This window comes from Aneurinibacillus tyrosinisolvens (assembly GCF_001015055.1).
In the GTDB taxonomy this organism is placed as follows: domain Bacteria; phylum Bacillota; class Bacilli; order Aneurinibacillales; family Aneurinibacillaceae; genus Aneurinibacillus_A; species Aneurinibacillus_A tyrosinisolvens.
This window is the reverse complement of the sequence record NZ_BBWZ01000123.1, coordinates 1-792: the sequence shown is the minus strand read 5'-3', so window position 1 is coordinate 792 and position 792 is coordinate 1. Positions and strand designations below refer to the sequence as shown.

The window sequence follows — 792 nt, the reverse complement described above, 5'->3', positions numbered from 1 at the left end:
ACGGTGAATGATCCTTCCGTTAAGCTCGTGGAGCAGAACGCAAACGCAAAAGCAGAAGATGTTCTTGCGGTGCAAGGATTTTTTAGACGCAGACGACGCTTTTTCTTCCGTCGCTTTTTCTTCCCCTTTAGCTTTTTCTTGTTTCCCTTCTTCTTCATCTAATGGGTGCGGTTGTATCTTATTTGCCATGGATTTCTTAATCCATGGTTTTTTATCTATTTTATTGCTTTCTTTGCTTGGTTCCGATTTGTCTCTTCTCTATTCCCGGTAAGGTCCCTTATGTTATGTGTTCGACACTAAAGTCAAACAGCTCTTCCGAATCATTCCAGAAGAGGGATTTGCACGATTTATCTTCGCCTATTGTACCAAAGAGGTGGACAGGAAATTTTGCTTTAGTTTATCAAGGGAAATCTAAATCTATTATTTTTTGAACGGAAGACATTTGATCATTGTACATAGGTAGACATCCGATCTGGGAGTGACTCAAATCGGATGTTTATTAGCTTAATAACTTTCACTATCTGTTTGCCTACTCTTTGATGGAGGTGCATACAACGGCGATACCGCTGAGGGACCGTATGGCGTAGGCATTGGAGCATTTTCTAGTGGTGCATACGACGGTGATACAGCCGATGGACCGTATGGCGCATACATTGGCGCGTTTTCTAGTGGTGCATACGACGGTGATACAGCCGATGGTGCATACATCGGCTGTGTTGGGTACATAGGACCCCATTCATAATGCCAACATTTTTCATAATGGTACATGTATTTTTCATAATGATACCTGCA

1 protein-coding gene is annotated in these 792 nt (G+C 42.2%); it reads right to left on the bottom strand.

Annotation, left to right across the window (positions count from 1 at the left end; all coding sequences use genetic code 11):
- Positions 1–189: hypothetical protein (locus MBEAL2_RS33435; RefSeq protein ID WP_047155564.1), on the bottom strand; the 189-nt coding region annotated here is incomplete at its 3' end.
- Positions 190–792: the final 603 nt, after the last annotated feature.